We start from the raw sequence: 26,962 nt of genomic DNA on the forward strand, positions 1-26,962 counted from the left end.
AATCCCCCTTAAACAAAAATAGTATCTTAATTTTTAGAACTTCAAATTTAAACTATATATTTTTCTACCTTATTTATTAATTCATTTAATTTATCTTCAAACTTTTCAGCTTTCATATCATTTTCCTTATACCCAGCATGGTTAATATCATTACGCAAAGGTTTAATTTCTTCATATAATACTTTAATCAAATTTTTATAATTTTCTTCATTAAGCTTACTTAAAAGGTTATAAATTACAGCTTCGTTTTCAAATGCTGTTTTTTTCCATCTATCTTTTGGTAAAGAATAATGTTTAATATATGTAGCATTTTCAATTATTTCGCGTTCTTTTATATTATTTTTATCAAATCCAAATTTTTCACAAAAAAAGTTTACAATTCCCTCTTCAAGTATAGTAAAGCCCTGCTGTATAAGATTATGTTCACTGCACCATTTGACTATTTCAATCATGTTTTTATTTTCATCATTACTAAAGTTTATAAATCTATCGTTTAACCTATCTATTACTGGTTTCATCGGCTTAATATATGTCTTATCTGCTATGCTTACAGCATCTCCAAGTATATTCTTCAGTTCTAATCCACCCTTAGAAATTTCTTTGCCTCTACATGTAGCAACATTTCTTGTGTAGTTTTCTAACTTTTGAGCAAAGTTACTTAATATATTTCTTTCATCTTTCATACCTTTAAGGTGTAACTCTTTAGTGCCTAATTTCATTAAATAATTTATGTACCTAGCATCACCTGTTTCTATAAACCGATCAATTCCTACGGTCCAATCAAGTAGTCTTACAAAAGGTGTTAGGTCAAATATAGGAGCTATATCTGATTCTTCAATATCTTTTATTTCCTTACCAACTGCTTCTATTGCTCCATAATATATACCTTTTATTTCGCATTTTTTAATAAATTTAGCATAATTTAAGATAATTAGTGCCAGCATTGGAATTGAGCAGAATGAATGTGTAATATCAAATATTATTTCATCTCCTTTATCTATTTGTTCTAAAACTTTATCAAATATTTCCCAAAGTTCATTTTCATTTTGTCCTGAGGGTATATCAACATAATTAATACTTGGTTTGCCCTTATATTTGTCTAAAACCTGTTTTAAACCAGGATCACTTGGATATTTCTTATTTTTAGACCAATTTGCATTAGTAGCCTCTTCAGTTTTAAATATAAATATGCTTTCTAAATCAACATTCTTTTTTAATAAAATATCAATAAGAGCTTCCTGTACATAGCAACTACTGTCACTTTCAATATTATCAAATTTATATTTACACTTAGTATAAGCTCCTGTGCCAAGAAATGAAAAAAACTTAATAGTCATTTCTATGTCCACCTCTCATATTTTCTAAATCTTACATGGGTGAATAATCTACTTACTTTTATGTTTTCACCATTTTTAATCTCAGTAATAACTTCTCTTTTTGTAGTTGAATAAACAGGAATCAAATCATTTTTCAAACAAAAATCAACAATTAAAAAAGTAGCTCCAAAATCTCCTTGTACAAGTACATAATCGCCTTTTCTTGCATTAATCTTTAACCAACTAATTAAATCTTGCAAACAAAAAGTTAAGCTATCATCATATGGAGAAATACCTGACCAGTGGATCTTTAAATTATCTGGCAAATATACAAACTCATTTACGCCTAAATTTGCGATGGCATCTTCTTTTTGAAAATCTGTGAGTTCATGAGAAAATACCAAAAACATCTTTTTTAAATCTGTTTGCTTCATCTTGAAAACCTTCTTTTCATTAAGTTCTAAAAGTTTTATTTTTCGTGTCAATTTTGTACCTCAAGTGTTAAATATTCTCTCATATATCAATATTCTACATAACTTTCCAAATTCCTTCTAAAAAATTGTATTTTTATAGAAAAATGTCGTTGAATTATGTAAAATGATATAAACTTGATGATTTTATAAGTTTTTAAACGTCGCTAACTAAAAAAACATGGAACAAAAAAGAAAAACAGACACACAGTGAAATGCAAAATCTGATCTAATAACACCTGAAAATTCTTATATACCAGAAAACAAAATTGTTGACTATGCTTTATCCAAAAGATAAAGATAAAGCTATAGCATTTGAGAAAGCTTTGGAGTATAATACAAGTAATTATAGACTTAGTAAAGAATTTTATGGATAACTTAAAGAATTTTCCTGCAATATTACAAGAAGAAGACAAATATGAGAAACGATATGAAATAACTATAGAATTAACAAGACCCAATGGCAATATTGCAAAAGTAAAAACTGGTTGGATTGAAAAGAAAGAAACAGATAAATTTAGATTGATGACAATATTTGTTAATAAATAATTTGGAGAGTGATTAGCGTGAGAATAGAAGAGCTTGATGTTATTAAAACAAAAGATAGACGAGAGGGGACAGTAGTGCATATTTTTAATGTAAGTGGTTTGCCAAAAGCATATTTAGTTGAATTTGATGATGGTGAGTTAGAAACAATCGAAGAAGATAAAATTAGTAAAGTAATTTGGCAAATGGTTAAATCTAGTAGCAGCTAAATAATTAAGACTGTAAAAAATTTTGTGTAAACTGATTAGAAACCTCTTTCTTGGTAAGAATTAGAATATATACAAAACCAAGAAGGAGGTTTTAAAAATGTCACTATTGACAAAAGAACAATTAAGAAATTTCATTAGTGAAAACAATATTCAATCTACTTAAGACCTTTATACATCATTAAAAAACCTTTTTAAAGATACTATTCAAGAAATGCTTGAAGCAGAACTTTCAACAGAACTTGGCTACGAAAGATACGACAAAAAAGACAAATATATTCAAAAAAATTCAAAAGAGACATATCAGGAATTGAAGAAAAAGTAATAGCCTTATATGCAAGAGGGATGTCAATTTAAGATTTCATGACCAGATAAAAGACCTGTATGGAATAGAACTATCTGCAGAAATGGTAAGTAAAATAACCGAAAAAATAGTGCAAAAAAAAGAATGGCAATCAAGGCCATTAGAAAAGATATGTACTTTCATGGAATTTAAAGTTATGTAAAAACTTTCATTATCCATAATTAAATATTTTAACCAAATTTATTCACTTTCATTCATTAGATATAGAAAAAGATTATACTAGTGATAGAACAGATAAAAATGTTAACTGATTCTTACATTACTTTTCTTTTAACATATCTAAAATTTCCCTTAAAAGTTTTACTTCCTCTGAAGGCTCAGGAGATGCTTGTGGTGTTTGTTGTTGTTTTTGTTTTTCTTTGCGATTTTTGATTGTATTAATAGGAGCTACTACAAAAAAATATATTGCGGCAGCTATAACTATAAAGTTAATAACTGCATTTATGAAGTTGCCTATTGATATAGGTCCGAATTTAATAGCAGAAAAGTCTGGTGCTCCAAATATTGCTCCGATTAATGGAGTTAATACATCAACTACTAATGAATTGACAATCTTATTAAATGCTCCACCTATTATTACAGCTACAGCTAAATCTAAAACATTTCCTCTCATAATAAATTCTTTAAATCCTTTTAACATAATTTTCTCCTCTCTAAAATAAATTATTGTACATTTTTATTCTACCTCGCTCCTCCTCCGCTACCTCCAAATCCTCCTCCCCCGCCGATGGATGAACCGGAAGAAGAGGATGGCATGACATTTTGTGAAAAGCTCTGTGAAAATGCCATTAAAGAAGCGTTAAAACTTTCTGTAAAATTTTTTATATTCATTGTCCCTGCAAGAGCAGGTACATACCAGTCAATCTCTTGGACAGGAACATTTAGTTCTTTCATGGCTTTTAATACCTCTTTTGCCACACCTAAAGCTGTACCATATACTAAATATTTCTCCCATATGACTAAAGAAGCTGGAGGATATTGTGAAATTAATGAAAAATCCTTTAAAAACTTTTTAAAAGCATTCCATTTTAATGTAAGCAATTTTCCTTCGTAAGAATATTTTTTTATGCCAAATCTATAAATACTTGCATGTATAAGCCCGGATACAGAAATTATTATAAATAATACATTTAAAATAACAAGTAGACCATTAAAAGGCAGTGTTGCAATTACAATAATGTTTAAAAATGAATACAAAGCTATAATTAGCCATAAATATACATATTTATTTACCTCTTTGTATTTTTCAATTGTTATCCATTTAGTTTCATCATACACTTTTTTCTTTACTATTTGTTCAAACTTTTCTTTAAACTCGCTAAATTTCTTTTTGTCAATATCAGATAAATAAAATTCATCTCCATAAGTTTTGTATTCAAAAAGCAAAGCCTTTAAATCTTCACTTAAACTTTCATCTACTTCTTTATCAGTTAATACAATTTTATACTCAGGGCTTGAACCAAATAGTCCTTTCTTTGCTTCTTCTTTTATTTTTAAATATCCCCTTCTTGCCAGTTCTAATGTTGATGCAATGATTGAATCAGAACCTACAGTTTCAAACTTATATACAAGCATTTCAACCCATGCAGGTGGGCAGTCTATTGGTACTTCTCTTTCATATATACCTTCATATAAAACTTCAGGCTCTTTACCATATTTTTGTTTTATCTTTGTAGATATTGACACTGCTAAACCTAAAAATACAAGAAAAAGTATTAAATAGGCCTTTTCTAAATTTTTAGATAAAATCTCCTTTTGTTCTTCACTTTTTTGCCATGCCTCTTCCTCTGCTAAAATTTTATCTCTTCCATTTTCAGATATTAATATAACATTATTAGGGTTAAAGTTTTTAATATAGCTTTTTGGAAATACAAGTCTTACCTCTACCCAATGCTTAGAAGGTATGTTTCCAGCATAAGCTATTATGCCGCTTTGGTCGTTTTTAATGCCAATTTTCCCTTCAATTTTAGGATGAAGCCAATAATTTATATCTTGTACATTAACAATTTGGGAAGGCAAATTAACTTCAACCCAAAGTGCTGAAAGACTTTTATCCCAGGCGCTTCCCCAAACTTTCCAATAAAACTCTGCTACATCCTCGTAGACTTTTAAGCCTTTTAAAACTTTATATTTAATCCTAAAAGTCTTTATTTCATTATTAGCTTTATATTTCCAGGTTATTTTGTACTCTTGTTTACCTTTTGCAAAGTCAAAATTAAGGGGAGTCTCTTTATCATCCTTAATTTCAGTTACTGACACATCTTTTATCTCATAATCACCTACTGGTATAGTCATCCATGCTTCAGAAAAAGAGCCATTAAACTTATAAGTTATATCGTTTGTTACATCCATTTCCCCATTATCCTGAATAAAATAATATATTTTAGCTTCTTTTAAACTATAATCTTTAGCGTATACCTCTGAAAAAGGTGTAAAAAATAAAAATAATACTGCAAATATTAAAAGGACTCTTTTCACCAAACCACCTCCAAAATTACATTCCTCTCACCCAAAAAATCAGTGCCAAAATGATTCCCCATAAAACTACAAAATTCTTTACTTTTCTGCTGTCAAATCTTTGAGACATTATAGCTCCCAAATATCCTCCTAAAGCAAATCCTATCATGAGAATAATAGCAAAAGGCCATACTACTTTTCCACTAAAAAGTAAAACTAAACCGGAGGTGATATTTATAAAAAGTGAAAGAACATTTTTTATACCATTTGCTGTGTGTATATCAGTAATACCTGCTATGCCTAAAGTGGCAAGCATTAAAATGCCAATTCCTGCTGCAAAATATCCACCATAAAGAGAAGTAAGAAATTGAAGTATAAACACAAATACTAACGATTTTTTCTCTCTACCTTCCTCACTATCTAAATTAAACTTATTTATTCTATCATTTAATGCTAAAATTACAGTTGCAAATAAAACTAAAAAAGGTACAACAAAATTAAAGACCTTGTGAGGAGTTATCATAAGAAGATAAGCTCCTAAGATACCTCCAAGTAAAGAAGGCAATGTCAAAAATTTTAAAAGCTCCTTTGTTTGAGAAAGTCTTTCTTTAAATCCCAATGCCCCTGTGACAGATCCTGTCCATAAAGCTACTGTATTTGTCATATTGGCAGCTAACGGATTAATGCCCACCCATACAAGGGCAGGAAAAGTTATTAAAGTACCTCCACCAGCTATTGAATTAGTGGCTCCTGCTAGGATAGATGCCATTAAAATCAATATGTAATTTTTCATCAAACTATCTCCCCAAATTCTTCAAATTTAAATCTATAGGCTCTTGGTAGTAAATCTTTCTCTGGGTCCTTGTAACCTATCGCTATTATCATAGGTACCATTTTTTCTACATCTATCCCTAAAAACTCCTTCATCTTCTCTTCATTAAAACCATCCATAGGATGGGTTTCAAGGCCATAAACTCTTGCAACTATCATTATATTCATTGCAAAAAGTGCAGTATCTCTTATGGACTTTCTTTTAGCTTGCTCCATATCTTTCCACACTTCAAGGACCCTTTCTTTTGCTGATTCTCTCCTTTCTTTTGGCATATACCCCAGTTCTACAGAACTGTCTAAAACTCTGTCTATATGTTCAAAAGCTGCTTTTGGATTTGCTATTAAGACAATTACAGCCGATGCATCTTCCACTTTTTGTTGGTTAAAACAGATTCCTTTGAGAATTTTCTTTTTTTCTTTGTCCTTTATAACTATGACCTCCCAAGGCTGAAGATTATTAGCTGAAGGCGCTGTAGCAGCTACCTCAAGGACTTCTTTTATAAAGTCATCAGATATTTCTTTTGTAGGGTCAAAAAATGTAATAGACCTTCTCTCTGTTATAAGTTTCTGGCATTCTTTCATGCTTATACACTCTCCTTTTTTTAATCCAGAATTACAAAGCTAACCTAAAATTGGTATGCCAGTTTTTAAAAAATGCCGATAATAGATTTATATTCTCTATAAAAGTATGAAATCCTTCCTGCCTTTTTAAAAAAAAGCTTTAGAACAAACTCTTTTGAGTTATAATCGAAATAACAATGAACTTTTGCATATTTTTAATTTGTTTACTTTTTCATCCCCAAAACGTCTTTATTAATGAAAAGCTATAAGGAGGAGGGGTTAATGTGGCAGGATTTGTACAAAGCTGCATTCTATTATTTACTTAAATTGGGTGTACCACAGGCTGATGCTGAAGACATAGCCCAAGAAGCTCTGCTTTCCACATACTTGAATTTAGACGGCATTCAAGAGGGAAAATTAAAAGCTTATGTTTTGACTGCGGCGCGAAACAAATACACTGATTATCTGCGCAAAACCAAAAAAGATATGACAGTTTCTATTATAGATGTCTTTCCTCAAAGTACCTTTTCAGAGTTTCAACAGATTGAAAATAAAGAAGTAATAAAAAAAGCAGTTAATAGGCTTACTCTCAATGAGCAAAAGCTCTTTTACCTTAAATTCATATTAGAAATGTCAAATGAAGAAATTTCCTCTTACTTAAAAACCAATTCCAATACAGTAAAGACAATGGTATGGAGACTAAGAAAAAAATTAAAAGAATATTTAAAAGAGGAGGAGAAAAGTTAAATGGGATCAGATTTAAATAAGCCAATAAGCGATATATCTTTTGACGAAAAAGCTTTTTTGCGCAAAGCTCGTTTTAAAAGCATACTTCGCATAATAATAATTTCTTTAATTATCGCCATAGGTGTTTTTGTATTAACCTTCATAATTCCTGAAATGATGCTGCAGAATCAAGAAAACCGCATAGATAGCTTTTATCCGGGTATTGTTAAATTTACAGAACCTAATACCTTCGCAATTTCAGGAGAAAGTTATAATGTCAGGCTATTCGGGCGGCAAAAAGAATATTATCTTTTAAGGTTAATAGGAAATAAGCCTTATCCTGCCGGAATAGTCACAGTTGATTTTGATATCTGGGGAGGAGAGCAATTTCAAGGAAACAAATCTTTTTGTGTTGTCGAAACTGACCACATAATCCCCTATTCCGAAATCTCCACAGTCATACCAGAAGGTACAAAAGAATACCTTGCTCCTTATGCCGTGCCAAAATTAAAATTTTACAATCCCGTAGTAAAATACGATAAAGTTATAAGAGAGTTTGATGTATTAAAAAATATACCTAACGATAATCTCGTTGAAATGGCTTTATCTTTTTACAGGCCTTTAACCTTTATCGAAATTAAAACTATTATACCTGAGGATTTAAAGCTAATGTGGGGTGCTGTTTTGGTTTTTGAAGAAAACGACTATAAAGAAAAAAACTATCTTGCAGAAAGATTGGTGGGAAACCCCTATATTGACAGCCATGATGGCGAAAAAGAATTTTTAAAACAGCTGGAACAACTCAGTAATTTGCAAAGTTATTCTTCGACAAATCTAAAAAGAACAGTAAATTTTTTAAAGGAAAAAGGCATAAAATACTACGGAGTTGTAGTGGTGGGACATCCTGAATCCTTACAAAAGTTGTCCTCTAATTCAATTATAAGGGGAGCAGTTTTAGGTATAGTTACAACTCCTTATTAACTCAATCGAGTACATCCTTTTCCTTAAACCATCGCATATCTGCGAAAGTTAATATAACAAAAATCAAAGGTCCTGCTACAAAGGGAAAAAGGCGGTTGTTCTATTATATCACCGCCTGTTTTCCCTTTTCCAATGACTCAATTATGTAATGGCTTTTTTCGTACTTTTTACACTCCATTTTAATTTGCGATGCAATTCTGCTTATCTCATCTATATCAGAAAACTTCCTGTTGGAATTATTCACAACAGCAATGGATATTCCCATGATGGGGAAGTCACTTTCATTGCCAAGCCTGTCTGTGGCATGTATGTAACCTCTCTTCACATCCAGCTCATTATAAAACCTTACAATGTTATAATCAAACTCTTCTATTATGTTCTTACAAAGCCTTTCTACATCATAAGTTTTTACAATCGCTACAAAGTCATCTCCTCCTATGTGACCCAGGAAACTGTAATATCCTGCCCCAACGTCACAAAAACTGCTTCAAAAATTGAAGCGGCTTTTTACTATCCACCATACAGTGAAAGCAACACGCCTGCGGCGATGGCAGAGCCTATGACTCCTGCCACGTTGGGACCCATGGCGTGCATCAGTACGAAGTTACCAGGCATCTCTTCCTGAGCCACTTTCTGGGACACACGAGCAGCCATGGGTACCGCCGACACTCCGGCAGAGCCTATCAAAGGGTTTACCTTTCCACCAGAGAGCAGATACATCAGCTTGCCAAAAAGCACTCCCCCAGCAGTACCGCCTGCAAAGGCTATCAACCCTAGAATTATTATCTCTATGGTCTCGAGCCTCAGGAAATTGTCTCCACTGGCTGTAGCCCCTACGCTCAGCCCTATGAATATGGTTAGTATGTTCATCAATTCGTTTTGGACAGCCTTGGAAAGCCTGTCTACTACGCCGGATTCTCTGAAGAGATTGCCCAACATGAGGGAGCCGATGAGCGGCGTGGCAGGGGGCACTAAAAAGCTCGCCAGTACCGTGATTATTATCGGGAATATTATTTTTTCGGTCTTTGATACGGGCCTTAATTGTTCCATTACTACGGTGCGCTCTTTTTTGGTGGTCAGAAGGCGCATTATAGAGGGCTGGATTATAGGTACTAGAGCCATGTAGGAGTAGGCGGCTACCGCCACGGCTCCCAGAAGATGAGGGGCAAGCTTGCTTGTCACAAATATGGCCGTGGGGCCATCAGCCCCGCCTATTATGCCTATAGAGGAGGCTTCTTTTGCATCAAACCCCAAAAGTCTTGCTCCAAGGAATGTGATGAATATGCCGAGCTGGGCGGCAGCTCCCAAAAGGAGGCTCTTGGGGTTTGATATTAAGGGACCAAAGTCGGTCATAGCCCCAACCCCCATGAATATAAGAGGCGGGTATATGCCGAGTTTTACTCCCTGGTATATCCAGTATAAAAATCCCCCCTCCTCCATTAGGCCGGCTTCAGGTATGTTGGCTAAAAACATGCCAAAGCTTATGGGCACTAAAAGCAGCGGCTCATATTTTTTTACTATTGCAAGATACATGAGTACAAAGGCTATGATTATCATTATGAGCTGGGATAGCGTTACATTAAAGTAGCCAGTAGTTTTTAGAAAGTTTATTATTGCCTCGAACAATTGGTTTCACCTCTTCTTTATTTTTTTGGTTTTACTTTATACAGTGTCAGCGGAGGCTTCTTAAGTGTTGTTGGTGTTTCATTAGATTAAGCCTTGATTCCATGGCCCAGATAGGGGTCCTTTGATTAATTCTCCTGATAAGCCTTATTTTTATCTCGTCAGCAGGTTTCTGGGAGCATGCTAAAATGGCGGATGTTATTACGGCTATAAGTTCCCCTTCATCTTCTTCGGTTTCATCTTCCTGGAACTTTGTTTTTTCCTGTTCCCGTGACGGCAGTATTTTGGGCTCTTTTTTGTCCTTCTTGTAGAATACAACCCTCATAAGGTCAAGAATGAGGGACAGCAGGTAAAGGAAGATGAGGGTTATTCCAAAGCCTAAAACAGTGGTACTTAATGCTTCTATCATTTTTTCATCCCCTTCTTTTGCCCTTTCACTCCCCTTTTATCTCTCGCATAATTCTATGAGAACGCCTTTTGTGGCTTTGGGGTGGATGAAGGCGATTTTTGCACCCCCGGCACCATACCTTGGTTTTTCGTCGATGAGCCTTACACCCTTTTGCTTGAGTTCTTCTAGAGCTTTTTCGATGTCCTCCACCCGGAAGGCTATGTGCTGTACACCCTCACCATTTTTTTCTATGAACCGTGCGATGGGGCCTTCGGGATCGGTGGATTCTAAAAGTTCCACTTCGCTTTCCCCAACCGGTATGAAGGCCACTTTTACTTTCTGCTCCGCCACTTCCTCCACACCGTGCATCTCAAGTCCCAGAAGTTCTGTGTATATTTTGGATGCCTCTTCTATGCTGTTCACGGCTATGCCTATGTGGTCTATTTTCAGGATATTCATGGCTTTTTACCTCCTAAAGGATTTCTCTTGTAAGAATATCAAGGGCCGTATACGGATCAACCGCCTTCTTGGATATATCCTGTAACAGCATGTCTATTTTGGGTGAGTTCTTTTGGAGTATCAGTCTGGTGATATGGTCTTTCAATAATTCCATGAACTCTTCCCTTACTTTGGCTCTTCTCTTCTGTTCCAGGATTCCATTTTTGCTAAGGTAGTCCAGGTGTTCCCTTATCCTGCGTTCCAGGGTATCGATGCCTTCACCGGTAACGGCAACGGTTTTGACAACTGGAGGTCTAAAGTCGAACTGTTTCTGTGAAAGGTCCAGCATCATTTCGATTTCGGTAACTAATCTATCCGCTCCTTCCCTGTCGGATTTGTTCACGGCAAATATATCGGCTATTTCCATTATACCGGCTTTAATGGCCTGCACGTCGTCGCCAAGGCCGGGGACCAGTACAAGCACAACCGTATCCGCCAGTTTCACTATGTCTATCTCCGACTGGCCTACACCCACGGTTTCGATTATGATGTAATCCATGCCAAAAGCATCCAGTACTTTTACCGCATCGTAAGCGGCTTTAGCAATGCCGCCCAGGGAGCCACGGCTGCCCATGCTTCTGATGAAAATGCCATCGTCTAGCGTTAAATCCTGCATCCTTATCCTGTCGCCCAGTAAAGCGCCGCCGGTGAAGGGGCTGGTGGGGTCGACGGCTATTATCCCCACCGTTTTGCCCTTCGCCCGGATTTTTTTGGCAAGCTCGTTTACAAGGCTGCTCTTGCCGGCCCCGGGCGGTCCGGTAATGCCTATGACAAAGGAATTTCCGGTGTACTTATAAAGTTGTTTCAAAGCCTCTGTGGCTTCCGGGCTTTCGCGCTCGATGAGGGTTATGAGCCTTGCTACGGCTCTTTTGTCCTTTTTTAGTACTCTGTCGGCCAGGTCCAAATTTCACACCTCTCCCCGTTTTTTGACGTTATTTTTGATAAACTCCACTATCTCGGATATCGAGGTTCCAGGGGTAAATATCTCGGCTATGCCGCACTCTTTCAGGTAGGGTATGTCTTCGTGGGGTATCACGCCTCCTCCAATCACTAGGATATCCTCGGCTCCTTTTTGTTTTAAAAGTTCCATTACCCTGGGAAAGAGCACATTATGGGCTCCGGACAGTATCGAAAGCCCAATTACGTCCACATCTTCCTGTATGGCAGCCTCGACTATCTGTTCGGGAGTCTGCCGAAGGCCAGTATAAATTACTTCCATCCCTGCATCCCTCAAACCCCTGGCTATTACTTTTGCTCCCCTGTCATGGCCGTCAAGACCTGGTTTTGCTATTAATACTCTTATCTTCTTTGTTTGTTCCATTATTCCACCTCCCACTAAAAGGTTACAGTGGCCTTGTATTCACCAAATACCCCTCGCAGGGTGTCACTTATTTCACCTAGGGTAGCATACACCTTTACGCAGTTTATTATGCTCGGCATGAGGTTTTCACTGGTTTTCGCCTTACAGGAAAGTTCTTCCAGAGCGCTTTTGACGGCTATGTTGTCCCGCGTAGCCCTCAGTACTTCCAGTTTCTTCCTCTGGATTTTTTCTACTTCGGGATTCACTTTTAAAAGGTTCTTGGGCGGTTCTTCTTCTATCTGGAATTTGTTTACTCCCACTACTATCCTGCGACCTGATTCAATTTCCTGCTGGTATCTGTAGGCACTGTCTTGGATTTCCTGCTGGATGTAGCCTTTTTCTATGGCCTTCGGAGCACCCCCTAGTTCATCTATTTTTTGTATATATTCCATGGCCTTTTGTTCTATGAGGTTTGTCAGGTGTTCTACGTAGTAAGAGCCAGCCAGCGGGTCTACGGTCTCTGTCACTCCGCTTTCGTAGGCTATTATCTGCTGGGTCCTCAGGGCTATTCTCACAGATTCTTCGGTAGGCAAAGCCAAGGCTTCGTCCCTTGAGTTGGTGTGCAGCGATTGAGTGCCTCCTAACACTGCCGCCAGGGCCTGGATGGCTACTCTTACTATGTTGTTGTCGGGCTGCTGGGCAGTTAGAGTAGAGCCAGCAGTTTGGGTATGGAAGCGCAGCATCATAGACCTTGGGTTTTTAGCTTTGAAACGTTCTTTCATTATTTTCGCCCATAGTCTCCTCGCGGCCCTGAATTTAGCGACTTCTTCCAGAAGGTCATTATGGGCATTGAAGAAAAAGGAAAGTCTCGGAGCAAAGTCATCGACGTCAAGCCCTGCCTTTATAGCAGCTTCTACGTACGCTATGCCGTTGGCCAACGTGAAGGCCACTTCCTGTACCGCCGTTGCTCCAGCTTCTCTTATGTGGTAGCCGCTTATGCTTATGGTGTTCCACTTGGGCACGTTCCTGGAACAGAATTCAAAAATGTCAGTTATGAGTTTCATAGAAGGTTCAGGTGGAAATATATAGGTACCCCTGGCCACATATTCTTTCAGTATGTCGTTCTGGATGGTACCGGAAAGTTTCTCCGGGCTGACTCCCTGTTTTTCTGCTACAGCTATATACATGGCAAGAAGTATCGCGGCAGGAGCATTTATGGTCATTGAAGTGCTGACTTGGTCCAGGGGTATGCCGTCAAACAGTATCTCCATGTCTTTCAGCGAGTCGATGGCCACACCTACTTTGCCCACCTCACCTTGAGCCATGGGGTGGTCGGAATCGTAGCCTATCTGGGTGGGCAGGTCGAAAGCCACACTCAGGCCCGTCTGTCCCTGGGATAACAAAAACTTATATCTCTCGTTGGATTCCTCTGCTGTGCCAAAACCTGCATACTGTCTCATGGTCCACAAGCGACCACGGTACATGGTAGGCTGGATTCCTCTGGTAAATGGGTATTCGCCGGGAAACCCTAAGTCTTTTATGTAGTCGTTTTCCTGTGCATCCAACGGTGTATACAGGCGGTCTACTTCTAAGTTGGAACCTGTATAGAATTTTTCATACCTCTCGGGGGCCTTACTTATGACTTTTTCTACGGTAGTGCTTTCCCATCTTTTCTTTTCCTCTTCGAGTTTTTTAAGGAACTCCTTGTTATGGTACATTTCTTTAAACACCTCCACACTTAGAATTTGGTTAACTGCAGGATATAAAGGGGGTATTGAGTAATTTGCTTAATTTTGTATAATTATCTTCTATTATTATGAGTTCTTTATTTCTTACCAATCTATCACTCTCATTAGATTTTGTTTGCAATATATAATTATTCTATATAAAAATAAAAAATCCTCCATAAAATGAATAATAAATGTCATGAATATTTTTGATACAATTCTTGCATCATATAGAATGTTACAAATATTTACTCTATTTTTATATCCTAGGAGTTTAAAGGCAAGTTGCTAAAGTTGGTGGAAGTCTCACAGAACAAAAAATTAAAGAAGTGGCTGTTCCTGAAGCTATAGTTTCTGTTTCTCTAAAAACGGCATAGAAACTGCAGAAAGTTATGCTCATTTTATCATACCCTTACAAGGTAATTTGTCATCGTTTCTTCTTCTGGAAATGAATACCTTGTGCCTATTTGCGTGGTAAACTAATTATTTTAAAAAAATTTGTAAAACTCTTATATCAAAAAAGGGTTTTAGTGTTTTTCTAAAACCCTTTTACTTATAATCAAAATATTTCTCCGAAAATTTTTCTTTATCCCACTTATGGTCCTTTTCTAATTGTTTTTCAGTTACATTAAAATAAGTATACATTACTTTATTCCCCCTATCAGGCACAGGGTCATCCCAAGTAACATCTATATAACGAATTTTACCATCGATTCTTACCATGTTCCAAGCATGTGGCATGGCTTTGCCATTGTAAAAACCAGTACCTGACACTCCAAGACTATCTATTCCAGCCATATGAGCTAATAAATTAAAAGCTGCAGTATATCCTTGACACACTCCCACTCCTTTTATTAAAACTCCGTAAGCAGTAAAAGATTCTAATGGTATAGTATTGTTTAGATAGTTCTTATAATCATATTTAGTGTGTTTAACTATATAATCGTGAATAGCTTTAGCTTTTTGTAATTCAGTCATATTTGGAGTTATTATTTTGCTAATTATTTCTTTAGCTTTTATGTTTACTTCTTCTTTTATTTTTTCCAATTTATCTTTTGGATAAAAGTAATCAAACTTTATGGTTACCTTATTTACATCATTATTGTAGCTAACTACAGACACAGTCCATTTATCAGTATATCCAATTTCAGGATGGTGAGATAATACCAATTTCACAACATCCGACATACTTGTTATAATGTCTTCACTTGAACAGCTACTTCCCATTGAATCGCAAAAAGAGGATTTAGCAATAAACGTTATCTCTTCTTCATTCTTGTGAAGAGTGTTCTTTATTAAAAGATACAAATCCTTTTCACTATTAACAGAAGGCAAATTAGCAAAAGAAGAAGAATCAGTTCCCACAGACTCTTTTGAAGAGGGTAATTCAAGAACTCCTGTCTTAGTCCTAAAATCAATTATTAAGCGTCCATTATCCAACATTATTCTATTTCCAATTACTGTTTCAATATATTTTAGAGAGTTAAGTATAAATTCTTGTATATTTTTAACAACTGGATTTTGCTCAAAAGAAATTCTTCCTTCATTAAATGTAGGTATTAAGTTTGTAAAATTAAAGGAAAAAAACATCAAAAACAATATTACAGCAATTATAACTAACAAAAATGCACTTTTGCGCATTGTTTAACCTCCTGAATTTTTAATCTTTAGTATATAGTACGGCAAGTCTTCGCTTTTCTTTAATTATACTATATATTAAAAAACTTTTCATGAATAATTCAACAAAAAAAGATATAAATTATTGACGAGGGTTTATTTTGTATGCTATAATAAAAAGCGCGCAGGGGAGTAGCTCAATTGGTAGAGCAACGGTCTCCAAAACCGTGGGCTGCGGGTTCGATTCCTGTCTCCCCTGCCAGTAGGAAAAACAAGGCTTTCGGAATTAGCCTCCGAAAGCTTTTTTGTTTATCTTAATTAGACCTTTGCTCATAACCACCGACAACGGTATCTAGTATCGATGCTATCGACAAACTCTTCTCCTAAACCAGTTAGCGACTGCATTTGAGGGGAAGATAGCAAGGTAAAAATGGCTAACTGTATCGGGTTTTACGACATACTCCTCCTATCATTCTTTGTGTCCTTGAGCGATAAAGCTTTTTTGACATTATAAACACTCCTTAATTTTTTATTTTCTTTCCTAATATAACCTTCAAACGCCAATTTTTTTGTGTCCGTTTTACGACACCCTTTTCCTCTTAAAATTAATATACCAGAGTATTATTACTCTTGCAAACAATTTATTTGTGGTAAAATATAAATAAAACAACAATGTAGGAGGTATCACCATGAAAAGCTATAGAAAAGAGTTGTGGTTTGAAACAAAAAAGAGGAGAGAATTTATAAACATTACACCTTTTATAGAGGAATGTGTGAGAGAAAGTGGCATCAAAGAAGGGCTTCTTTTATGTAATGCAATGCACATTACCTCAAGTGTTTTTATAAACGACGATGAACCGGGTTTACATAAAGATTTTGAAAATTTCTTAGAAAAATTAGCTCCTGAAAAACCCTATGAACAATATTATCATAACACTTACGAAGATAATGCAGACGCTCATTTAAAGCGTACAATAATGGGAAGAGAAGTGGTTGTTGCAATAACAGATGGAAAATTGGATTTCGGACCATGGGAACAAATTTTCTACGGTGAATTTGATGGAAAAAGAAAAAAGAGAGTGTTGGTCAAAATTATAGGTGAATAAAAATCTCCAGTTTCCCGGAGATTTATAATGTCTTCTTATAATCCTCATTACTTATTTTATCAGTTTCTTCTACATAGCCAGCATTTTCATCATCATAGACATCGTCATAATTGTCCAAGCCACTTTTCGTCTTATTAAACCGTGCAACTTCTTGATAAGAATCCTCTGCATCAAATTGAATTTCACCTTTTAAATCCTTATACCCCCATCCAAAGGGGTATTTTATCATTCTTTCTTCATTAGGCCTTGAATTTTTTAAATCCTTAAGTTCTAAATCATTATTTTTAGCACACTCTGCACAAAGAACAGTATAAGGAAGGGCTTCTAAACGCTCTTCTTCAATTGGCTTATGACAGTGAGCACATATGCCGTAAGTACCTATTTCCATTCTTTTAAAAGCATCTTCTATTTGCCTTAAAATATATTTTTCATTATCTTTGAGAGCATAATTTTTCTCTACTTCATAAACTTCAGAAGCAAAATCTGCCGGATGATTATCCAAAAGAGAAAGTTCTTGATAATATTCTCTTTGTGCAATCCCTCCTATACCATCATTCAAATTCATTTGATTTATAGTACTTAAGACCTTTTCCTTTTCTTTTAACAGTAACTGTCTAAAGTGTTCCAGTTTTTCACTATCCATTATACCAACTCCTATCTAATATAGCTTTTGATTTACAATCTTAACTATATCCGCTATAATACTGCCAATCACAGGCAAATTTAACACCACTAGTTTTTGAAGAATATAAAGAATTATCGCACCAAGTATTGTAAAGCCTACTGCTATTCCAAAACCTCTTGCTACCCCGCCTATAAAGTTTAGCCACAAAAGCCTATAAGGGCTTTGCATAAGTTCGACGTAATCAGCAATTTTCATCTTCTCCATCATCTCTGACATTTGGTCCAACTGCTTTTTTATTGCAGTTAACATAATATTATTATTGTTTTTATATTCGTCTTTATTCAAGACTTTTTCCTCCTTACATTTAATTTTTCCAGTATCGTTTTCTTTATTACTGTAAAATAAAGCCTTTATAAACGTTTATTTATTCATTAGAAAAAATATGCAATCAATTTTGTATTTAATAATAGTTTACCTCAAAATATAATTCAAGTGAAGCGTTGTTGACTTTTAATTTTGCACATATTATCATTAATTTAAAGTACAAATTGTGGGAGTTGATAAAATGGATTTAAGTTTTAAAACAAAAGTAGTACATACTGGAAACTACATAGATAAAGAAATTCCTCCAATGCCAAAAACTCTTCCTATCTATCAAACTTCTGTTTTCACTTTTGATACGTTGGAAGAAGTTTACGATTATCTTGGTGGTAATCCTTCAAGGTATATGTACACAAGACTTGGAAACCCTAATCAAACTGCAGTGGAAGAATTAATTGCCAGTTTAGAAGGCGCGGAAGCAGGACAGGCTTGTTCATCCGGAATGGCGGCAATTTTTTCAGCTTTGTTGGCAGAAGTAAATTCAGGAGACCACATAATCGCCGCAAAAGATATATACGGTGGTACAAACAGTCTTTTTAATGCAGAATTTAAAAGACTTAATATTGATGTAACTTTAGTGGATTTCTCCGATTTAGAAGCTGTTGAAAAAGCTATAAAACCAAACACTAAAGTGATATACATGGAAATCATGACAAATCCTCTAATAAGAGTTTTTGATGTAGTAGAAGTTGCAAATATCGCAAAAAAGCACAATATAAAATTGATTGTTGACAATACTTTTACAACACCTTATTTGATAAAACCAATTGAATTAGGAGCTTATGCTGTAATACACAGCGCAACAAAATACATTAACGGCCACAGCGATGTCATCGCCGGACTTATAGCAGGCAATAAAGAATTTATCTCTCGCACAAAAAGAATTACGCAAAACTTCGGCGGTTCAATGAGCCCCTTTGACGCATGGCTGACTTTAAGAGGAGCAAAAACTCTATTCTTAAGAATGAGAGAACACTGTAAAAACGCAATGGAATTGGCTAAATTCTTAGAAAGCCATCCAAAAGTCAAAAAAGTGTATTATCCCGGACTTTCTTCTCACCCTGACTACAGTGTTTCAAAGAAGTTGTTTAAAGATGAGTTTGGAGGTATGTTAAGTTTTGAAATAGAAGGTGGAGAACCTGAAGTAGATAAGTTTATGCAAGAGCTGAAACTGGTGAAATTTGCTCCTTCACTGGCAGGAGTACAAACCATGATAACTCATCCAAAATCCACTTCCCATAGGTCTCTCAGCAAGGAAGAATTAAACGCGTTAGGAATTTCAGAAGGACTTATAAGAGTTTCTGTTGGAATAGAGGAGATAGAAGATATTATAAAAGACTTTAAACAAGCTCTTGACAAGATATAAGAAAAAAAGTTTAGGGCTTTCCCTAAACTTTTTTTATATTTCATCTAGCACCTTTAATACCTCTTCAACGTGTCCATCTACTTTTACCCTTCTAAATATTTTCCTAACAATTCCTTCAGAGTCAATGATAAAAGTTGACCTTTCTATTCCCATTTTCTTTTTGCCATACATGTTTTTTTCTTTGTATACCCCATATTCTGTAGACACATTAGCATCTTTGTCACTTAGAAGAATAAAAGGAAGATTGAATTTTTCAATAAACTTTTTATGAGAAATTTCATCATCTAAACTTATACCTATTATAACAGCATTTTTCTCTTCTATTGACTTTATGTTGTCCCTAAAAGAAACAGCTTCTTTTGTACAACCTGGAGTGTTATCTTTTGGATAAAAGTATAAAACAACCTTTTTACCTAAAAAATCTGAAAGGGAAACTTGTTTTCCATCATGAGTATTTAAAGTAAAGTCAGGAGCTTTTTTATTTAGCTCTACCATGCTATCCCTACTTTCTAAAATTATTTTCTTTAGATAATTATTTTCTGTTACTTCTATTATATATTTTCTCACGCAAAATTTCAATAGCTTTTTATCTCTCTCATCAATTCTTCAAATTGGGAAAAATCAAGAGACTGTTCTCCATCAGATAAAGCTTTATCGGGCTCAGGGTGAACTTCCACCATTATTCCGTCTGCGCCAGCAGCTATTGAAGCTTTTGCCATCGGTATGATTAAGCTTCTTTTCCCTGTACCATGGCTTACATCTGCGATAATAGGCAAGTTTGAAAGTTCATGAATTACTGAAATTGCAGCAATATCCAGCGTATTTCGTGTATAAGTTTCAAAAGTCCTTATACCTCTTTCACACATGATGATGTTGGTGTTTCCTTCAACTGCAATATATTCCGCTGCATAAAGCCATTCTTCATAGGTAGCTGAAAATCCCCTTTTTAACAAAACAGGCTTTTTGGTTTTTCCTACTTCTTTGAGAAGCGAAAAATTCTGCATATTTCTTGAACCTATTTGAAGAACATCAACATATCTTTCCACAATTTCAACATCTCTCACATCTAAAACTTCAGTTACAACTGGCAAATTAAACATATCTCCCACATTCTTAAGCATTTTAAGTCCATCAATCCCTAAACCTTGAAAAGAATAAGGGGAGGTGCGGGGCTTATAAGCTCCTCCTCTTAAAGCATTTGCGCCACAGCTTTTAACTTTTTCTGCTGTTTTTACTAGCATTTCTTCATTCTCTATAGCACAAGGTCCCGCTATTATTAGTTTATCTTTTCCAACAGTTATATCTCCTATTTTTATTGATATTTTATTATTTTTGTCGCCAATTATTTTAAGGTCCATTTTCATCACCTTCATAACACTTCTTTTAAGCTGGATACAAAACTCTTAACTTCCTGCAGCATTTCAGATTTATTATACCCTTTAGCAATTCTTTCTACAAGGGCACTCCCTACAATAATCCCATCACTAAAATCTTTTAATTTTTTCGCCATCTCCGGAGTAGATATGCCAAACCCTATCGCCTTTGGCATATTGGTGTATTGAGAGACTGTCTTCATATATTCTTCAATGTCAGTTTCAATGTCTTCTCTTGCTCCTGTCACACCTGTAATTGAAACACAATATACAAATCCTTTGCCATTTTCAGTGATTAATTTTATTCTTTCTTTTGATGTGGGAGCGACTAAAGGTATTAAATAAATACCGTATTTATCTGCTTCTTCTAAAATATCTTTTCTTTCTTCAATAGGCAAGTCTGGTATGATAAGCCCATCTATCCCTACATCTTTTGACTCTTTTAAAAATTTTTGTATGCCATATTTGAATATAGAGTTATAGTAGACAAGGTAAACCAGAGGGATATCACTTTTTAACCTTATTTTTTCTACTATTTTCATTATATCAGGTATTTTTACACCTTTATTTAAAGCTCTTTGTGAAGAAGCCTGTATTGTAGGTCCATCAGCTAAGGGATCAGAATAAGGTATTCCCAGTTCTATTATATCAGATCCTGCTTCTTCCAAAGCCAAGACTATATCATAAGTCGTCTCAATATCCGGGTCTCCCGCTGTTATAAAGGTTATTAAGGCTTTGCGCCCTTCTCCTTTTAAAACTTCAAACTTTTTGTCAATCCTATTCATAACTCCACCCCCAATACTTTTGCAACTGTATTTACGTCTTTATCTCCTCTGCCTGACAAATTTACAATGATAATATTGTCTTTCGTTAAATTTGGAGCCAGTTTCATAGCATATGCCAAAGCGTGAGCACTTTCCAAAGCTGGTATTATCCCTTCTGTTTGAGATAAATCCATAAAAGCCGCCAATGCTTCTTCGTCTGTCGCATATACATATTGAGCTCTATTACTTTCTTTTAAAAAGGCATGTTCTGGACCTACACCTGGGTAATCCAGTCCTGCAGATATAGAGTATACTGGCATTATTCTCCCCTCTTCATCCTGTAAAAGATAAGTCATCATGCCGTGCAATACTCCTACAGAGCCTTTCGCCATTGCAGCTGCATGTTTCCCTGTCTCAATCCCTTCTCCGGCTGCTTCTACTCCTATCAATTTTACCTCTTTATCTTCAATGAAGGGATAGAAAATTCCCATTGCATTGCTGCCTCCACCAACACAAGCAATCACATAATCAGGAAGTCTTCCTTCTTTTTGAAGTATTTGTTCTTTTGCTTCATCCCCTATCACTCTTTGAAAATCTCTCACCATTGTAGGATAAGGATGAGGACCAACAACAGAACCTATCACATAAAAAGTATCGTTTATATTCGTCACCCAATCCCTTATTGCTTCATTTACTGCATCTTTTAAGGTTCCCGTCCCTGATTTTACTGGTGTTACTTTTGCACCTAAAAGTTTCATTCTAAAGACATTTAAAGATTGCCTTTTTATATCTTCTTCTCCCATGAATATTTCGCATTCCATTCCAAACATTGCAGCAGCTGTAGCAGTTGCCACTCCATGCTGTCCTGCCCCTGTCTCAGCTATAACTCTCTTTTTATTCATCCGTTTTGCCAATAAAATCTGTCCCAATACGTTGTTTATTTTATGGGCTCCTGTGTGGTTTAGGTCTTCCCTCTTTAGATAAATCTTTGCCCCACCCAGCTTTTTAGTAAGATTCTCAGCATAATACAAAGGTGTAGGCCTTCCTGAATATTCCCTCAAGTAATACCTATATTCTTCCATGAAATCTTTATCCTGTTTAGCTTTTTCAAATTCCCTCTCTAATTCTATAAGCGCATTCATCACAGTCTCTGGCACATACTGACCTCCAAAACGTCCAAATCTTCCACTCATCGAATACCCCTCACTTTTTCAATAAATGATTTCATTTTTTTAAAATCTTTATAACCTTCTGTCTCAACGCCACTGGAGACGTCAACAGCATAGGGATTTACTATTCTTATAGCTTCCTCTACATTGTTTTCGTTTAGCCCTCCTGCCAAAATTATTGGAACATTCAATTCAAATCCTTTTAAAACTTCCCAATTAAATGTTTTTCCTGTACCACCGTATTCGTTTTTTGTCAAAGTATCAAATACAAAACTATTTACTTTAAATTCTTTTGTTTTTTCCAAATCTTCTTTGTCTTTTATGCGTATTGCCTTCCACACTGTGAAATTTTTAAAATTATCTATATAATCCTGTGTTTCATCACCGTGAAACTGTAAAACATCGAGATTTAGTGTTTGAGCTATTTTTAATGCATTTTCCACTGGTTCATTTACAAAAACTCCCACTGTTTTGATCTCTTTATCAAGAAGGCTTATGAGGTCTAAAGCCTGTTCTACCTCTATTTGTCTTTTGCTTTTTGCAAAGACAAATCCTACATAATCAGGTTTTAGCTCATTGGCATATTCAATATCCTCTTTTCTTCTCAGTCCGCAAATCTTTACTTTTACCAATTTATCCTCCTCCCTTGGCCTCCTTTACAAAATCGCTGATTTTATCAATATCATCTATGATTTTCATAAAAGTCTCACCAATTAATACAGCATCTACTCCCAAAGAAGCCAGATACCTTATATCTTCCGGCGTTTTTATTCCACTTTCAGAAACAATTGTTGTATTTTGAGGTATATATTTAATCAAGTTTTCTGTTGTGTTTATATCTACGTTAAAAGTCTTGAGGTCTCTGTTATTTATGCCTATTATATCACATCCAGCTTCCAGTGCTATTTCAAGCTGTTGTCTGTCGTGAATTTCCACAAGCACATCTAAACCTACACTTTTAGATAAATTATAAAAATCTCTTAATTTGTCACCTAATACAGATACAATGAGAAGTACTGCGTCGGCCCCTAAAATTTTTGATTCATATATTTGGTATTCATCCACAATAAAATCTTTTCTCAAAATAGGTTTTGAACTCACTTTTTTTACTTCCCTGATATAGTTGTCATCCCCTTTAAAAAATTCCTTCTCTGTCAAAACGGAAATAGCGTCAACATCAACTTTCTCATACACTTTTGCAATTTTTACTGAATCAAAGTCTTCTTTTATAATTCCTTTAGATGGAGAGGCTTGTTTTATCTCTCCAATAATTGATATACCCTCTTTTTGAAGTACTTTCTTGAAATTGCCAGAATAGCCTCCTTTAATTTCGTTAATTAGTTCCTCTACTGGCTTTATTCTTTTTTTCTCTTCCACCTCCTTTTTTTTGTGTCTCACAATCTCATCTAATACCATCAATTAAGCCTCCTTTGGTACTCCAAAATCTCTGTAAGCTTATCAAGAGCTAAACCCGTATCTATTAGATAATTTGCGACTTTTATTCCCTCTTTTAAATCTTCCACAACTTTTCCTATATATAAGGCTGCTGCTGCGTTTAAAACGACTATATCTCTTTTAGGCCCTTTTTCACCTTTTAAGATGTTTAAGATTATTTGAGCATTCTCTTTTGCATCTTTGCCTTCTAAATCTTCAAGTTTTGCATAAGGGATACCGTAATCCTCTGGGTCTATCACATAATCAATGACTTTGCCTTCTTTTACTTCACTGACAAAAGTAGGAGAAGTAGTAGTTATTTCATCAAGGCCATCAAAGCCGTGGACCACCATAGCCTTTTCAGTTCCCAATCTTAAAAGTACTTCAGCGAGAGGATGAGTCAATTCTTTATCGTAAACTCCTAATACCTGTCCTTTTACAAATGCGGGATTTGTCAATGGTCCTAAAACATTAAATACCGTTCTTGTGCCTAACTCTTTTCTTATGCCTGCTACGTTTTTCATTGCGACGTGATATTTGGGCGCAAACAAAAATCCCATACCCTTTTCTTCAATTAATCTTTTTGTTTTTTCTGGCACCATTTCAATGTCAAATCCCAATTCCATCAAAACATCTGCACTTCCGCTTTTGCTGGAAACAGCTCTGTTGCCGTGTTTTGCAACTTTTACTCCTGCAGCAGAGGCAATTATCGCCACTGCCGTTGAAATATTGAATGTCTTCCCACCATCGCCACCTGTACCACAAGTATCTATTACATAATCCGAAGCAAGTTCTAATTTTATGGCGTTATCTCTCATTGCCTTTGCAAAACCTGTTATTTCTTCTACACTTTCCCCTTTTAATCGGAGTCCTATTAATATACCCCCTATTAAAGAAGGAGTTGCATTACCACTCATAATTTCATTCATAACAGCATAAGCTTCTCTCTCTTCAAGGTTCTCTTTTGAAACAATTTTTTTAATAGCTTCTTGTAACATGGTATCCCACCTCCAAAAAATTTCTCAAAATTTCTTTACCCTGCTCTGTCAAGATAGACTCTGGATGAAACTGTAAACCATATACAGGGTATTTATTATGCCTTACTCCCATAATCACTCCTTCCTCTGTATAGGCTGTAATTTCTAAATTTCTTGGAAGAGTTTGTCTATCTATAACAAGAGAGTGATATCTCATTGCCTCTATAGGATTCTTAATATCTTTAAATATTTTTTCACCTTCGTGAAATACGAGAGAAGTTTTGCCATGCATTATCTTATCTGCTTTTACAATTTTTGCACCATATGCATATCCAATCGCTTGATGGCCAAGACATATTCCTAATATTGGAATTTTATCCCCTAAACTTTTAATGACATCAACGCATATGCCTGCATTTTCAGGTCTTCCTGGTCCAGGTGATAATATAATTTTCTCAGGATTCAGTTTTTCAATCTCTTCAATATCCATTTCATCATTTCTTATTACAAATATTTCTTTGTTCATTTCTCCCACATATTGATAAAGATTATAGGTAAAGGAATCGTAATTATCTATAATCAGAATCATCAAAGAACCTCCTTAAGAGCCATTGCCTTATTTAAAGTTTCACAGTATTCCATCTCAGGAATTGAATCATATACAATGCCTGCTCCCGCTTGAACGTAAGCATAACCTTCTTTGAAGAGAATAGTCCTTATTGCTATGCACATGTCCATATTGCCATTGTAGGAAAAATATCCAACAGCTCCTGCGTAAAAAGACCTTCTCACATTTTCAAGTTCGTCTATTATTTCCATCGCTCTTATTTTTGGTGCCCCAGAAACTGTACCTGCAGGAAGACAAGCTATAAGAGCATCAAAAGCCGTAAGTCCTCTTTTTAACTTTCCTGAAACAGTCGATACAATATGCATTACATGAGAGTAAAAATCTACTTCCATAAAACGCTCTATTTTTACACTTCCAAATTCACTAACTTTTCCTATGTCGTTTCTTCCAAGGTCAACTAACATCACATGCTCTGCCCTTTCCTTTTCATCTTTTAAAAGTTCCTCTTTAAGTCTTAAATCTTCTTCTTCATCTTTTCCTCTTCGCCTTGTGCCTGCAATGGGATTTGTAGTCACTTTGTCTCCAAAAACACTTACAAGGCTTTCAGGTGAAGAACCAAGAAGCTGAAAATCACCAAAATCGATGTAAAAAAGATATGGAGATGGATTTTTTGACCTTAATCTTCTGTATATCTCGAAAGGGTGGGAGCTTACTGCTGCTTTTAACCTTTGAGACAACACTACTTGGAATATGTCTCCTTTTTCGATGTATTCTTTTGCTTTTTCAACAATTTTACAAAACTCTTCTTTTGTAAAATTGTAATAAATTTCCTTTTCTTGTTGTGATGGAAGGTCATGAAATTGAGGAGCATTTGATTTTACCTCTTGCAAAAGTTCATTAATTTTTTGCAAAACTTCTTCATATTCTACGTCTTCCTCAGGATACACATTATAAACAACATAGATTCTGTGTTTAAGATGGTCATAGCAAATAAAACTTTTATAAAACATAAAGTATACGTCCGGTATATTTATTTCATCAGGGTTTTTATCTGGTAGCTTCTCATAAAGTCTAATCAGATCATAGGAAGCATAACCTATAGCCCCACCTACAAACGGGATATCAAGCCCTAAGGAATTGTACTTAAAATTCATAATATCTCTTATTTCATCAAGAATTAAGCCTTCTTTTTCTTCTTCACTTTCACCTATAAGTTTTATCCTTTTTCCATAACTTAAAATTGATAAATAAGGGTCTTTTCCTATAAAGGAGTACCTGCCCCAGTTAGTGCCTCCATTTGCACTTTCCAGTAAAAATTTGTTTTTGCCTTTAAGACTATAAAAAATGTTTATTGGTGTCAGTTCATCTCCGTTTATTTCTGCATAGACTGGGAAGACATATCCTCTTTTTTTGTGTTCGCAAAAATCTTCTTTAGAAATGTTTACCACTTTATCACCTCCTGAAAATTAAAAAAGTCACTCCGCCCATTGGGGCGAAGTGACTCGCGGTGCCACCCAATTTGTCCTGTATTACTAAAAAAAGCATTTCACCAAAAGGGCGAAATGCTCGCTTGTGCCACCTTTTTAAC

32 protein-coding genes, 1 tRNA gene, 1 pseudogene and 1 other annotated feature (1 of these 35 only partly in view) are annotated in these 26,962 nt (G+C 35.4%); of the genes and pseudogenes, 8 read left to right on the forward strand and 26 right to left on the reverse strand.

Annotated elements, in window-relative coordinates:
- Positions 1 to 47 precede the first annotated feature (47 nt).
- Both csx2 and csx20 read right to left on the reverse strand, forming a co-directional pair.
- Positions 48 to 1,337 carry a TIGR02221 family CRISPR-associated protein gene (gene csx2, locus TETH514_RS09265; RefSeq protein WP_009052468.1) on the reverse strand — a complete coding sequence of 430 codons (1,290 nt, stop codon included), beginning with the start codon at positions 1,335 to 1,337 and terminating at the stop codon, positions 48 to 50.
- Positions 1,338 to 1,339: 2 nt separating this feature from the next.
- The gene (csx20, locus tag TETH514_RS09270; protein ID WP_013337640.1) at positions 1,340 to 1,750 is read right to left on the reverse strand and encodes a CRISPR-associated protein Csx20; all 411 of its coding nucleotides are present in this window, start codon (positions 1,748 to 1,750) and stop codon (positions 1,340 to 1,342) included.
- 351 nt (positions 1,751 to 2,101) lie between these two features.
- On the opposite strand from csx20, the gene TETH514_RS09275 reads away from it, so the two are divergent.
- From TETH514_RS09275 to TETH514_RS12390, 3 genes and pseudogenes are all read left to right on the forward strand, one after another.
- Complete coding sequence (locus TETH514_RS09275) at positions 2,102 to 2,335, forward strand: DUF6883 domain-containing protein (RefSeq protein WP_012268740.1); 234 nt, start codon at positions 2,102 to 2,104, stop codon at positions 2,333 to 2,335.
- Between the two features lie 17 nt (positions 2,336 to 2,352).
- The gene (locus TETH514_RS09280; RefSeq protein ID WP_009052470.1) at positions 2,353 to 2,541 is read left to right on the forward strand and encodes a hypothetical protein; all 189 of its coding nucleotides are present in this window, start codon (positions 2,353 to 2,355) and stop codon (positions 2,539 to 2,541) included.
- 97 nt (positions 2,542 to 2,638) lie between these two features.
- Positions 2,639 to 3,026, forward strand: a pseudogene (locus TETH514_RS12390) (transposase); the annotation flags it as partial.
- A 135-nt stretch (positions 3,027 to 3,161) separates the two neighbouring features.
- On the opposite strand, the gene mscL reads toward TETH514_RS12390, so the two are convergent.
- Genes mscL through TETH514_RS09300 form a run of 4 tightly spaced genes read right to left on the reverse strand, consistent with a single transcriptional unit; the run spans position 3,162 to position 6,772 of the window.
- Positions 3,162 to 3,542: a large conductance mechanosensitive channel protein MscL gene (mscL, locus tag TETH514_RS09285; protein WP_009052471.1), complete on the reverse strand. Its 381-nt coding sequence runs from the start codon at positions 3,540 to 3,542 to the stop codon at positions 3,162 to 3,164.
- A gap of 41 nt (positions 3,543 to 3,583) precedes the next feature.
- Positions 3,584 to 5,380 carry a DUF2207 domain-containing protein gene (locus TETH514_RS09290; protein ID WP_009052472.1) on the reverse strand — a complete coding sequence of 599 codons (1,797 nt, stop codon included), beginning with the start codon at positions 5,378 to 5,380 and terminating at the stop codon, positions 3,584 to 3,586.
- Between the two features lie 16 nt (positions 5,381 to 5,396).
- Positions 5,397 to 6,152: a sulfite exporter TauE/SafE family protein gene (locus TETH514_RS09295; RefSeq protein WP_009052473.1), complete on the reverse strand. Its 756-nt coding sequence runs from the start codon at positions 6,150 to 6,152 to the stop codon at positions 5,397 to 5,399.
- Positions 6,152 to 6,772, reverse strand: a complete 621-nt coding sequence (locus TETH514_RS09300) for a nitroreductase family protein (RefSeq protein ID WP_009052474.1) — start codon at positions 6,770 to 6,772, stop codon at positions 6,152 to 6,154. The genes TETH514_RS09295 and TETH514_RS09300 overlap by 1 nt, the downstream gene beginning before the upstream one ends.
- Positions 6,773 to 7,033: 261 nt before the next feature.
- Between TETH514_RS09300 and TETH514_RS09305 the strand changes: the two genes are divergently transcribed.
- The gene (locus TETH514_RS09305) at positions 7,034 to 7,498 is read left to right on the forward strand and encodes an RNA polymerase sigma factor (RefSeq protein ID WP_009052475.1); all 465 of its coding nucleotides are present in this window, start codon (positions 7,034 to 7,036) and stop codon (positions 7,496 to 7,498) included.
- Complete coding sequence (locus TETH514_RS09310; protein ID WP_009052476.1) at positions 7,499 to 8,458, forward strand: sigma factor regulator N-terminal domain-containing protein; 960 nt, start codon at positions 7,499 to 7,501, stop codon at positions 8,456 to 8,458. It begins immediately after the preceding gene.
- Between the two features lie 103 nt (positions 8,459 to 8,561).
- Here the strand turns inward: TETH514_RS09310 and TETH514_RS09315 are convergent, their stop codons facing one another.
- The 8 genes from TETH514_RS09315 to TETH514_RS09350 form a co-directional block, all read right to left on the reverse strand.
- A complete protein-coding gene (locus TETH514_RS09315; protein ID WP_012268741.1) occupies positions 8,562 to 8,783 on the reverse strand; it encodes a hypothetical protein in 222 nt (73 codons plus the stop codon).
- Between the two features lie 185 nt (positions 8,784 to 8,968).
- Positions 8,969 to 10,084 carry a sodium ion-translocating decarboxylase subunit beta gene (locus tag TETH514_RS09320; RefSeq protein ID WP_009052477.1) on the reverse strand — a complete coding sequence of 372 codons (1,116 nt, stop codon included), beginning with the start codon at positions 10,082 to 10,084 and terminating at the stop codon, positions 8,969 to 8,971.
- 46 nt (positions 10,085 to 10,130) lie between these two features.
- Complete coding sequence (locus TETH514_RS09325) at positions 10,131 to 10,490, reverse strand: OadG family transporter subunit (RefSeq protein WP_003867702.1); 360 nt, start codon at positions 10,488 to 10,490, stop codon at positions 10,131 to 10,133.
- Positions 10,491 to 10,526: 36 nt separating this feature from the next.
- Complete coding sequence (mce, locus tag TETH514_RS09330; RefSeq protein WP_003867701.1) at positions 10,527 to 10,928, reverse strand: methylmalonyl-CoA epimerase; 402 nt, start codon at positions 10,926 to 10,928, stop codon at positions 10,527 to 10,529.
- A gap of 13 nt (positions 10,929 to 10,941) precedes the next feature.
- A complete protein-coding gene (gene meaB, locus TETH514_RS09335; protein WP_003867700.1) occupies positions 10,942 to 11,871 on the reverse strand; it encodes a methylmalonyl Co-A mutase-associated GTPase MeaB in 930 nt (309 codons plus the stop codon).
- A gap of 3 nt (positions 11,872 to 11,874) precedes the next feature.
- The gene (locus TETH514_RS09340) at positions 11,875 to 12,288 is read right to left on the reverse strand and encodes a cobalamin B12-binding domain-containing protein (protein ID WP_003867699.1); all 414 of its coding nucleotides are present in this window, start codon (positions 12,286 to 12,288) and stop codon (positions 11,875 to 11,877) included.
- Between the two features lie 14 nt (positions 12,289 to 12,302).
- Positions 12,303 to 13,985 (reverse strand): methylmalonyl-CoA mutase, encoded by a 1,683-nt coding sequence (locus TETH514_RS09345; RefSeq protein ID WP_009052478.1) that lies wholly within the window; start codon positions 13,983 to 13,985, stop codon positions 12,303 to 12,305.
- A gap of 558 nt (positions 13,986 to 14,543) precedes the next feature.
- A complete protein-coding gene (locus tag TETH514_RS09350) occupies positions 14,544 to 15,635 on the reverse strand; it encodes a transglutaminase domain-containing protein (protein WP_003867697.1) in 1,092 nt (363 codons plus the stop codon).
- A gap of 162 nt (positions 15,636 to 15,797) precedes the next feature.
- On the opposite strand from TETH514_RS09350, the gene TETH514_RS09355 reads away from it, so the two are divergent.
- A tRNA-Trp gene (locus tag TETH514_RS09355) sits at positions 15,798 to 15,873 on the forward strand.
- Between the two features lie 172 nt (positions 15,874 to 16,045).
- On the opposite strand, the gene TETH514_RS13180 is transcribed toward TETH514_RS09355, so the two are convergent.
- Complete coding sequence (locus TETH514_RS13180; protein ID WP_156770530.1) at positions 16,046 to 16,120, reverse strand: PspC domain-containing protein; 75 nt, start codon at positions 16,118 to 16,120, stop codon at positions 16,046 to 16,048.
- A 180-nt stretch (positions 16,121 to 16,300) separates the two neighbouring features.
- Here TETH514_RS13180 and TETH514_RS09360 point away from each other — a divergent pair, with 180 nt between their 5' ends.
- Positions 16,301 to 16,717, forward strand: a complete 417-nt coding sequence (locus tag TETH514_RS09360) for a secondary thiamine-phosphate synthase enzyme YjbQ (RefSeq protein ID WP_009052479.1) — start codon at positions 16,301 to 16,303, stop codon at positions 16,715 to 16,717.
- 22 nt (positions 16,718 to 16,739) lie between these two features.
- Here TETH514_RS09360 and TETH514_RS09365 read toward each other — a convergent pair whose 3' ends face one another.
- Both TETH514_RS09365 and TETH514_RS09370 read right to left on the reverse strand, forming a co-directional pair.
- On the reverse strand, positions 16,740 to 17,360 hold the full coding sequence (locus TETH514_RS09365; protein WP_003867695.1) for a TraR/DksA C4-type zinc finger protein: 621 nt from the start codon (positions 17,358 to 17,360) through the stop codon (positions 16,740 to 16,742).
- Between the two features lie 15 nt (positions 17,361 to 17,375).
- On the reverse strand, positions 17,376 to 17,687 hold the full coding sequence (locus TETH514_RS09370) for a DUF5665 domain-containing protein (RefSeq protein WP_003867694.1): 312 nt from the start codon (positions 17,685 to 17,687) through the stop codon (positions 17,376 to 17,378).
- Positions 17,688 to 17,907: 220 nt separating this feature from the next.
- Between TETH514_RS09370 and TETH514_RS09375 the strand changes: the two genes are divergently transcribed.
- Positions 17,908 to 19,089 (forward strand): PLP-dependent aspartate aminotransferase family protein, encoded by a 1,182-nt coding sequence (locus TETH514_RS09375; protein ID WP_009052480.1) that lies wholly within the window; start codon positions 17,908 to 17,910, stop codon positions 19,087 to 19,089.
- Between the two features lie 33 nt (positions 19,090 to 19,122).
- Here TETH514_RS09375 and bcp read toward each other — a convergent pair whose 3' ends face one another.
- The 9 genes from bcp to trpE all read right to left on the reverse strand — a co-directional run bounded on the left by bcp (position 19,123) and on the right by trpE (position 26,822).
- Positions 19,123 to 19,584: a thioredoxin-dependent thiol peroxidase gene (gene bcp / locus TETH514_RS09380; protein WP_038016646.1), complete on the reverse strand. Its 462-nt coding sequence runs from the start codon at positions 19,582 to 19,584 to the stop codon at positions 19,123 to 19,125.
- 80 nt (positions 19,585 to 19,664) lie between these two features.
- A complete protein-coding gene (gene aroF, locus TETH514_RS09385) occupies positions 19,665 to 20,447 on the reverse strand; it encodes a 3-deoxy-7-phosphoheptulonate synthase (RefSeq protein ID WP_012268743.1) in 783 nt (260 codons plus the stop codon).
- 11 nt (positions 20,448 to 20,458) lie between these two features.
- The gene (trpA, locus tag TETH514_RS09390; protein WP_009052482.1) at positions 20,459 to 21,247 is read right to left on the reverse strand and encodes a tryptophan synthase subunit alpha; all 789 of its coding nucleotides are present in this window, start codon (positions 21,245 to 21,247) and stop codon (positions 20,459 to 20,461) included.
- Complete coding sequence (trpB, locus tag TETH514_RS09395; RefSeq protein ID WP_009052483.1) at positions 21,244 to 22,419, reverse strand: tryptophan synthase subunit beta; 1,176 nt, start codon at positions 22,417 to 22,419, stop codon at positions 21,244 to 21,246. The genes trpA and trpB overlap by 4 nt, the downstream gene beginning before the upstream one ends.
- Positions 22,416 to 23,027 carry a phosphoribosylanthranilate isomerase gene (locus tag TETH514_RS09400; RefSeq protein WP_009052484.1) on the reverse strand — a complete coding sequence of 204 codons (612 nt, stop codon included), beginning with the start codon at positions 23,025 to 23,027 and terminating at the stop codon, positions 22,416 to 22,418. The genes trpB and TETH514_RS09400 overlap by 4 nt, the downstream gene beginning before the upstream one ends.
- A 1-nt stretch (position 23,028) precedes the next feature.
- Entirely contained in the window at positions 23,029 to 23,811 is a 783-nt protein-coding gene (gene trpC, locus TETH514_RS09405; RefSeq protein ID WP_009052485.1) for an indole-3-glycerol phosphate synthase TrpC, read from the reverse strand.
- Positions 23,811 to 24,827 carry an anthranilate phosphoribosyltransferase gene (gene trpD, locus TETH514_RS09410; RefSeq protein ID WP_003867686.1) on the reverse strand — a complete coding sequence of 339 codons (1,017 nt, stop codon included), beginning with the start codon at positions 24,825 to 24,827 and terminating at the stop codon, positions 23,811 to 23,813. Before trpD ends, trpC begins: the two co-directional genes overlap by 1 nt.
- Positions 24,808 to 25,395, reverse strand: a complete 588-nt coding sequence (locus TETH514_RS09415; protein WP_009052486.1) for an aminodeoxychorismate/anthranilate synthase component II — start codon at positions 25,393 to 25,395, stop codon at positions 24,808 to 24,810. The genes trpD and TETH514_RS09415 overlap by 20 nt, the downstream gene beginning before the upstream one ends.
- Positions 25,395 to 26,822 (reverse strand): anthranilate synthase component I, encoded by a 1,428-nt coding sequence (gene trpE / locus TETH514_RS09420; protein ID WP_009052487.1) that lies wholly within the window; start codon positions 26,820 to 26,822, stop codon positions 25,395 to 25,397. Before trpE ends, TETH514_RS09415 begins: the two co-directional genes overlap by 1 nt.
- Before the next feature lie 37 nt (positions 26,823 to 26,859).
- Positions 26,860 to 26,962 (reverse strand) — a binding site (T-box leader) (it continues 195 nt past the right edge of the window).

The organism is Thermoanaerobacter sp. X514 (assembly GCF_000019065.1).
GTDB classification, from domain to species: Bacteria; Bacillota; Thermoanaerobacteria; order Thermoanaerobacterales; family Thermoanaerobacteraceae; genus Thermoanaerobacter; species Thermoanaerobacter pseudethanolicus.

Excerpts from the sequence above, each read along its gene's own strand:
- TETH514_RS09300 (WP_009052474.1), bottom strand. The coding sequence starts at position 6,772 with ATGAAAGAATGCCAGAAACTTATAACAGAGAGAAGGTCTATTACATTT.
- aroF (WP_012268743.1), bottom strand. The coding sequence starts at position 20,447 with ATGGACCTTAAAATAATTGGCGACAAAAATAATAAAATATCAATAAAA.
- TETH514_RS09365 (WP_003867695.1), bottom strand. The coding sequence starts at position 17,360 with ATGGATAGTGAAAAACTGGAACACTTTAGACAGTTACTGTTAAAAGAA.
- TETH514_RS09350 (WP_003867697.1), bottom strand. The coding sequence starts at position 15,635 with ATGCGCAAAAGTGCATTTTTGTTAGTTATAATTGCTGTAATATTGTTT.
- TETH514_RS09345 (WP_009052478.1), bottom strand. The coding sequence starts at position 13,985 with ATGTACCATAACAAGGAGTTCCTTAAAAAACTCGAAGAGGAAAAGAAA.
- csx2 (WP_009052468.1), bottom strand. The coding sequence starts at position 1,337 with ATGACTATTAAGTTTTTTTCATTTCTTGGCACAGGAGCTTATACTAAG.
- mce (WP_003867701.1), bottom strand. The coding sequence starts at position 10,928 with ATGAATATCCTGAAAATAGACCACATAGGCATAGCCGTGAACAGCATA.
- trpD (WP_003867686.1), bottom strand. The coding sequence starts at position 24,827 with ATGTTACAAGAAGCTATTAAAAAAATTGTTTCAAAAGAGAACCTTGAA.
- trpB (WP_009052483.1), bottom strand. The coding sequence starts at position 22,419 with ATGAGTGGAAGATTTGGACGTTTTGGAGGTCAGTATGTGCCAGAGACT.
- TETH514_RS09295 (WP_009052473.1), bottom strand. The coding sequence starts at position 6,152 with ATGAAAAATTACATATTGATTTTAATGGCATCTATCCTAGCAGGAGCC.
- TETH514_RS09310 (WP_009052476.1), top strand. The coding sequence starts at position 7,499 with ATGGGATCAGATTTAAATAAGCCAATAAGCGATATATCTTTTGACGAA.
- TETH514_RS09415 (WP_009052486.1), bottom strand. The coding sequence starts at position 25,395 with ATGATTCTGATTATAGATAATTACGATTCCTTTACCTATAATCTTTAT.
- csx20 (WP_013337640.1), bottom strand. The coding sequence starts at position 1,750 with ATGAAGCAAACAGATTTAAAAAAGATGTTTTTGGTATTTTCTCATGAA.
- TETH514_RS09325 (WP_003867702.1), bottom strand. The coding sequence starts at position 10,490 with ATGATAGAAGCATTAAGTACCACTGTTTTAGGCTTTGGAATAACCCTC.
- TETH514_RS09340 (WP_003867699.1), bottom strand. The coding sequence starts at position 12,288 with ATGGAACAAACAAAGAAGATAAGAGTATTAATAGCAAAACCAGGTCTT.
- trpA (WP_009052482.1), bottom strand. The coding sequence starts at position 21,247 with ATGAATAGGATTGACAAAAAGTTTGAAGTTTTAAAAGGAGAAGGGCGC.
- mscL (WP_009052471.1), bottom strand. The coding sequence starts at position 3,542 with ATGTTAAAAGGATTTAAAGAATTTATTATGAGAGGAAATGTTTTAGAT.
- bcp (WP_038016646.1), bottom strand. The coding sequence starts at position 19,584 with ATGGTAGAGCTAAATAAAAAAGCTCCTGACTTTACTTTAAATACTCAT.
- TETH514_RS09360 (WP_009052479.1), top strand. The coding sequence starts at position 16,301 with ATGAAAAGCTATAGAAAAGAGTTGTGGTTTGAAACAAAAAAGAGGAGA.
- TETH514_RS09375 (WP_009052480.1), top strand. The coding sequence starts at position 17,908 with ATGGATTTAAGTTTTAAAACAAAAGTAGTACATACTGGAAACTACATA.
- trpC (WP_009052485.1), bottom strand. The coding sequence starts at position 23,811 with ATGGTATTAGATGAGATTGTGAGACACAAAAAAAAGGAGGTGGAAGAG.
- TETH514_RS09305 (WP_009052475.1), top strand. The coding sequence starts at position 7,034 with ATGTGGCAGGATTTGTACAAAGCTGCATTCTATTATTTACTTAAATTG.